Source organism: Vibrio sp. 10N.222.52.C12, assembly GCF_041474215.1.
Lineage (GTDB): Bacteria > Pseudomonadota > Gammaproteobacteria > Enterobacterales > Vibrionaceae > Vibrio > Vibrio crassostreae_C.
The window spans coordinates 1-6945 of the sequence record NZ_JBFRTR010000149.1 but is presented as its reverse complement, the minus strand read 5'-3'; the positions used below and the strand labels follow the sequence as shown (position 1 = coordinate 6945).

Genomic DNA, 6945 nt, shown 5'->3' with positions numbered 1-6945 from the left:
GTATTCGAAATTATTAGTCACAAAATTAGAATATTGAGAAATTATGGAAATTGATCGTATAGATAGAAGCATTCTCGTTGAACTGCAGAAGAACAACCGAATCCCAAACCTCACATTGGCTGAGATGGTTGGGTTATCGCCTCCGGCTTGCTTAAAGCGAGTGAAACGATTGAGAGAGGAAGGCGTGATTGTGAGTGATGTGTCTATTATCAACCCAGAACTTACAGGCAGTAAGATGACTTTAGTTGTGTCCGTAGAAATGGAACGAGACCGAGGGGATATTTATCAAATCTTTCGCCATTCTATTTCTAAGGCGTCAGAGGTCACGCAGTGCTATCAGATTTCGGGCAGTTTTGACTTTATGTTGATTGTGACGGTCAAGGACATTCAAGCCTACGAAGATTTTGTTGAACGAGTACTGCGCAAAGATTTAAATATTCGCAAGTTCCATACCTCTGTTTCAATGAGAACCGTGAAATTTACCACTGCAGTGAACTTAGATGAGTCATGACCGTGAATTTGAGAAGCGAAAAGAAAAGGCGTGAAGCTTTGAGCTTTGTGAGGTGTCAGGCGTATTTTTGTATAAATAGCAGGCATTTACACAAAATGTGACGTTCACATTTTGTCATAACTTTAATAATTGTATATATTCCTCGCCTAAAATAATAATTAACCTAAGTTAATATAATGACTGTCAGCTCATCTACTCAATCTCGTGAAACGCTTCTCAGCGAAAACGAACAACTTGTCTCTACCACTGATTTAAAAGGCGTGATTACGTACAGTAATGATGCTTTTTGTCGCATAGCGGAATACAGCCAACAAGAATTGCTAGGGCAACACCACAATATCGTAAGGCATAACGATATGCCGAAAGCCGCTTTTGCTGATATGTGGGTTAACCTAAAGCAAGGTAAAGCTTGGCGTGGCATCGTAAAAAACAAAACCAAATCTGGTGGGTTTTACTGGGTCGATGCTTATGTAACTCCAATTTACGACAATGGTAAGGTGAGTGGCTACCAATCTGTTCGTGTTAAGCCAAAGAATGAATGGATACAAGTTGCAGATAAGGCTTACCAAGGCCTCTTGAAGGCTGAAAAGTCGGGTCGCCAATGGTCATTAAAGATCAGTGACAGTGTTCGTTACGCCGTGTTGCTAGGCTCTTTGGCTGCGCCGTTAATTTCAAATCTCATTGAAGTAGGGCAAGTATCACAATGGTTGTTGAGCCTACTTCCTGTTTCAGCATTAGCACTGCTTTTCCGACAAGAGCTGATTGATACTCCACTGCAGTTGAAAAAGCTGCAATCTAAATTCGATAGTGTTAGTCGTCTTGTTTATTCAGGTAATAGTCAGTTCTCTATTGCCGATTTTCACTTAAAACTATTGTCTGCAAGAATCCACACCGTATTAGGTCGCATGACAGACTCAGCCAAGCCGTTACAAGATTTGGCTGACAACCTAAATGCGACGTCATTTGAAGTATCAGAAGCCTTAGATCAACAAACAAAAGACATTCTTCAAGTACGAGAGGCGACTGAAGAGGTTGAAGTCACCGCCAATGAGGTCTCTTCTCGCACAGAAGAAGCGCACCAGATTGTTGATGTGACTTTGCAAACCTGTGCTGGCGCTAAAGAAAGCATTAATCAAACTCATCAAAACTTAGAGAGCCTAGCTTCTCAGGCTGAAAAGGCGACTCAAACGACTTACCAACTGAGCGATCAAGCGCAGAGCGTAAGCAAGATAATGGAAGAGATTGGTGGAATCGCCGAACAAACCAACTTGTTGGCCCTGAACGCTGCGATTGAAGCGGCGAGAGCGGGCGAGCAAGGACGAGGCTTTGCCGTTGTTGCCGACGAAGTCCGTGCATTGTCGGGTCGAACCTCAAAGGCTACGGTTCAGATCAAAGAGAGCATCGATACCATGCTAACGACGATTGAAGGGTGGCAAAAAGATATTCTGGCGAACCGTAAGCAAACGGACGCATGTGGTGATGTTGCGAAGGTGAGTGCAGAGCGCTTGTCGGAAGTCGAAAACCTAATGCAATCCATGAATGAACTCATGCAGTCTGTTGAAAGTTCTGCTCATAAGCAACGTGAGCTGTCGAGTGAGGTCAATCTGCATATGCAGTCTATCGCCTCGACCGCAGAACAAAACTTAGTGGCAACGCATTCTGTGAAAGACCACTCCACAGAGCTAAAAGAACAAGTCAATGAGTTCTACCAACTGGCAAAGCGTTTCGAAGAAAAATAGCCGTTAGATTTAATCCGAATGAGAGAAAAGACAAAAAAAGCCCCGTATTTTCATGCGGGGCTTTCTGTATGCATCAACCCATTGAAGGGCGAGACAATGTATTCAAGATTAAGCTAGAAGCTCTTTCGCTGTGTTTACTACGTTTTCAGTAGTGAAACCGAACATCTTGAATAGCTCACCTGCAGGTGCAGACTCGCCGAACGTTGTCATACCGATGATCTTGCCACCGAAACCAACGTACTTGTACCAGAAGTCAGCGATGCCAGCTTCTACAGCGATACGTGCCGTTACGTCAGATGGAAGTACAGACTCACGGTACTGCGCGTCTTGTTTGTCGAACGCATCAGTAGCAGGCATAGAAACTACGCGTACTTTCTTACCCTCAGCCGTTAGCTCAGCAGCAGCGTTAACCGCTAGCTCAACTTCAGAACCCGTTGCGATAAGGATAAGCTCTGGCTTGCCTTCACAATCTTTCAGGATGTAACCACCCTTAGCGATGTTTGCTACTTGCTCAGCGTCACGATCTTGTTGTGCAAGGTTTTGACGAGAGAAGATAAGTGCAGAAGGACCATCTTTACGCTCGATTGCTAGTTTCCAAGCAACAGCAGACTCAACTTGGTCACATGGACGCCATGTGCTCATGTTTGGAGTTAGACGTAGAGAAGCGATCTGCTCAACTGGTTGGTGAGTTGGACCATCTTCGCCAAGACCGATAGAGTCATGCGTGTAAACTTGGATGTTCTGAGTTTTCATCAGAGCAGCCATACGCATAGCGTTACGCGCGTATTCCATGAACATTAGGAACGTTGCGCCGTATGGTACGAAACCACCGTGCAGAGCGATACCGTTCATGATAGCCGTCATACCGAATTCACGTACACCGTAGTGGATGTAGTTACCAGAGAAGTCGTTTGCTTCAAGAGACTTAGAACCAGACCACATAGTCAGGTTAGAAGGCGCAAGGTCAGCCGAGCCGCCCATGAATTCAGGTAGCATAGCACCGAACGCTTCTAGAGCATTTTGAGATGCTTTACGTGAAGCGATGTTTGCTGGGTTAGCTTGAAGATCAGCGATGATTGCCGATGCTTTCTCTTCCCACTCAGCTGGTAGGTCACCGTTTACGCGGCGTTTGAATTCAGCTGCCAGCTCAGGGTATGCTGCTTCATAAGCTGCAAGTTTCTCGTTCCACGCTGCTTCCTTAGCTGCGCCTGCTTCTTTCGCATCCCACTCTGAGTAAACTTCCGACGGAATTTCAAAAGGACCGTGCTCCCAACCTAATTCTTTACGTGTTGCTGCAATTTCTTCAGCGCCTAGTGGAGCACCGTGACAGTCGTGCGTACCTGCTTTGTTTGGAGAACCAAAGCCAATCACTGTTTTAGTACAGATTAGAGTAGGGCGAGGGTCTGCTTTAGCCGCTTCAATCGCTGCGTTGATAGCGTCAGAATCGTGACCATCTACCGCTGGGATTACGTGCCAGCCGTAAGCTTCGAAACGCTTAGGTGTATCGTCAGAGAACCAACCTTCAACTTCGCCATCGATAGAGATACCGTTGTCATCCCAGAAAGCAACCAGCTTACCAAGACCAAGCGTACCTGCTAGAGAACATGCTTCGTGAGAAATACCTTCCATCAGACAGCCATCACCCATGAATGCATAAGTGTAGTGGTCTACGATGTCGTGGCCTTCTTTGTTGAACTGTGCTGCAAGCGCTTTCTCAGCCATTGCCATACCAACAGCGTTAGTGATGCCTTGACCTAGAGGACCAGTCGTTGTTTCGATGCCTGGTGCGTAGCCGTACTCTGGGTGACCTGGAGTCTTAGAATGCAGTTGACGGAAGTTTTTAAGATCTTCAATTGAAAGCTCGTAACCTGCTAGGTGAAGCAGAGAGTAAATCAGCATTGAGCCGTGGCCGTTAGACAGGATAAAACGGTCGCGGTCAGCCCACTCTGGGTTTGCTGGGTTATGGTTTAGGTGAGAGCGCCAAAGTACTTCAGCGATGTCTGCCATACCCATAGGCGCGCCTGGGTGACCAGAGTTTGCTTGTTGTACGCCGTCCATGCTTAGAGCACGAATAGCGTTAGCTAGATGTTTGCGATTCATAAGAACTTCCGAATAAAAATTAAGAAAAACAAAATTGATAAAAGTAGGGGAACTGAACGTTCCCCTATTTGAATTTGGTAAGAGTGATTACAGCTTAGCTGCGATCATGTCTTCTAGTTTGCCTTGGTCAACGGCGAAGTTGCGGATGCCTTCAGCCAGTTTCTCAACAGCCATTGCATCTTGGTTGTGGTCCCATAGGAACTCAGCGTGAGTCATCGCTGCTGGACGCTCTTTAGTACCGTTAGAGTCGATAAGCTTCTCTACTACTTCGCCTTCTGCTGCTTCTAGGTCTGCTAGAAGTTGCGGAGCGATAGTTAGACGGTCACAACCAGCAAGTTCAAGGATCTCGCCGATGTTACGGAAGCTTGCGCCCATAACAACAGTTTTGTAGCCGTGGTCTTTGTAGTAGTTGTAGATATCAGAAACAGAGATTACACCTGGATCTTCTGAAGCTTCGAAATCACGACCTTCTTTCGCTTTGTACCAGTCCATGATGCGACCTACGAAAGGAGAGATTAGGAATACGCCAGCTTCAGCACAAGCACGAGCTTGAGCGAAAGAGAATAGAAGCGTTAGGTTACAGTTGATGCCTTCTTTCTCTAGGATTTCAGCAGCACGGATGCCCTCCCAAGTAGAAGCCAGTTTGATAAGGATGCGGTCGTTAGTGATACCAGCGTCGTTGTACATTTTGATAAGTTGACGAGCTTTAGCAACGCTGCCTTCCATGTCGTAAGAAAGACGAGCATCTACTTCAGTAGATATACGGCCAGGTACAACTTTTAGGATTTCTTTACCGATGTTCACGTTAAGCATGTCGCAAGTATCTTGAACTTGCTGTGCTTTATCACCGCTTTGCGCTTTTGCGTATTCGATAGAAGCATCGATTAGAGGAGCGTACTCAGCAATTTGAGCAGCTTTAAGAATTAGAGATGGGTTAGTTGTTGCATCTTCAGGAGTGTACTTGCTGATAGCTTCGATATCGCCAGTGTCAGCTACAACAGTTGTTAGTTTACGAAGTTGCTCTAATTTATTGCTCATTTTGATCATCCTATGTATCGCATAACACCTCATTAATGGGAGAGGTGTGGGCATTTGCAAGCTAACTAATGAAGTTCTCAATGGTTGTACCAGTGAGCCAAACTTACATTAATTTAAATTTTTCTCCGAACGAACATTTGCACAGAACATTTGATCGCTCGATGAGTAAATGATGTAGCCATATTTATCCGATCTAGCCCCAAAGTCAACGGTAAATAGTACTGTATGGTGACTTCAGTCAAATATATTTCGCTCTAGTAATCATGGGCTATGCAAGCAAACGTTTAACGAGCAAAGTGAGGTGAATTAATCAACAACAAAACCATGGTTATGACTATGAGCAAATGTACCTTGCTGTTACATATGTTCGGGGTGTAAACTTGTGTATCACTTGCTTAAGCATCGAACATTTGTTCTTCAAGCAGGTAAAATAATTGTTAAATATTGGTTGAGTGGTATATGAGTAAGAATATCCAAGATGTTTCCGAAGAAAACACTGATCTCCTCACTGAAGTAGCGGTTGCTTATTATCAAGATGGTGCTACGCAAGAAGAGATATCTAAAAAGTACTCTATCTCCCGTGCAAAGGTTGGTCGAATGCTCAAGCAAGCCCGAGATGAGGGCATTGTTGAGATCACCGTGAAATATCACCCCGTCTTTAGTGCGAAGATCGAGCAACGTTTGATCGAACGATTTGGTGTAAAGCGTGCGCTTGTGGCACTAGACCAACCGAATGAAGAGAAGCAACGACTCCAAGTAGCCGGTTTAGTGTCTAACTATCTTACCAGTACACTGAAAAACGGTATGGTGGTGACAGTAGGGCAAGGGCGAAACGTATCGTCTATTGCTCACCACACTGGCGTAATTACGCCACGAGACTGTAAATTCGTGTGTGGTATCGGCGGTATTCACCCAAGAGGCGGTATGTTTAATGCCGACCATATATGCAGGCAGCTAGCCAAAAAGTACGGTGGATCCTCTGAAACCTTGTACGCGCCTGCTTATGCCGAGAATAAAGCGCAAAAAACCGCATTCATGGAAAACAGCACCGTTAAGCAGACCCTCGATCTCGCTCGAAAAGCCGATGTCGCTTTAGTCGGTATCGGTGATATGAGTGAAAACAGCTATATGGTCGACTTAGGTTGGTTTACCGCAGGTGAGGTCGTTCAATCTCGTTTATTACAAGGTGTCGTCGGTGACTTTGCGGGTTATGACTTTTTCGATGTTCACGGTAAAACAGCAAACACAGTAATGAGTGACCGTGTGATTGGTTTGGCCTTGGAAGAGTTCCGCCCAATAGCGGAAGTCATTGCCATTGCAGCGGAGAACAGTAAGCCATTAGCTCTATTAGGCGCACTAAGGACCGGTGTGGTCGATGTGATAGCGACCAGCGTAAGTAATGCTTTGACGGTACTTAACTTAGATGAACAGATGAAATAGGAACAAATAACCTGTTTGTATTTTGTATTTTGTATTTGTTTTCTGAAGTCATCAAAAAGTATATTTAATTAAACTATCAATTAATCTATGAGTAGAACGCTAATTTTTTAATGATGC

5 protein-coding genes are annotated in these 6945 nt (G+C 44.9%); 3 read left to right on the top strand and 2 right to left on the bottom strand.

Translation table 11 applies throughout. From position 1 onward, the window contains the following. The first annotated feature begins 43 nt into the window (after positions 1-43). Positions 44-511, top strand: coding sequence for an Lrp/AsnC family transcriptional regulator (locus AB4623_RS21885; RefSeq protein ID WP_102441428.1), 468 nt, complete (start codon positions 44-46; stop codon positions 509-511). 176 nt (positions 512-687) lie between these two features. Then, complete coding sequence (locus tag AB4623_RS21880) at positions 688-2250, top strand: PAS domain-containing methyl-accepting chemotaxis protein (protein WP_102393621.1); 1563 nt, start codon at positions 688-690, stop codon at positions 2248-2250. 108 nt (positions 2251-2358) lie between these two features. Here the strand turns inward: AB4623_RS21880 and tkt are convergent, their stop codons facing one another. Together tkt and tal are read right to left on the bottom strand one after the other, a co-directional pair. Then, the gene (gene tkt, locus AB4623_RS21875) at positions 2359-4350 is read right to left on the bottom strand and encodes a transketolase (RefSeq protein WP_009845572.1); all 1992 of its coding nucleotides are present in this window, start codon (positions 4348-4350) and stop codon (positions 2359-2361) included. 87 nt (positions 4351-4437) lie between these two features. Further along, the gene (tal, locus tag AB4623_RS21870) at positions 4438-5388 is read right to left on the bottom strand and encodes a transaldolase (RefSeq protein ID WP_009845571.1); all 951 of its coding nucleotides are present in this window, start codon (positions 5386-5388) and stop codon (positions 4438-4440) included. Between the two features lie 459 nt (positions 5389-5847). Between tal and AB4623_RS21865 the strand changes: the two genes are divergently transcribed. Then, positions 5848-6828 carry a sugar-binding transcriptional regulator gene (locus AB4623_RS21865; protein ID WP_372147366.1) on the top strand — a complete coding sequence of 327 codons (981 nt, stop codon included), beginning with the start codon at positions 5848-5850 and terminating at the stop codon, positions 6826-6828. The last annotated feature ends 117 nt before the right edge of the window (positions 6829-6945 follow it).

Coding starts and splice junctions, on each gene's coding strand:
- AB4623_RS21885 (WP_102441428.1), top strand. CDS start 44: ATGGAAATTGATCGTATAGATAGAAGCATTCTCGTTGAACTGCAGAAG.
- AB4623_RS21880 (WP_102393621.1), top strand. CDS start 688: ATGACTGTCAGCTCATCTACTCAATCTCGTGAAACGCTTCTCAGCGAA.
- tkt (WP_009845572.1), bottom strand. CDS start 4,350: ATGAATCGCAAACATCTAGCTAACGCTATTCGTGCTCTAAGCATGGAC.
- tal (WP_009845571.1), bottom strand. CDS start 5,388: ATGAGCAATAAATTAGAGCAACTTCGTAAACTAACAACTGTTGTAGCT.
- AB4623_RS21865 (WP_372147366.1), top strand. CDS start 5,848: ATGAGTAAGAATATCCAAGATGTTTCCGAAGAAAACACTGATCTCCTC.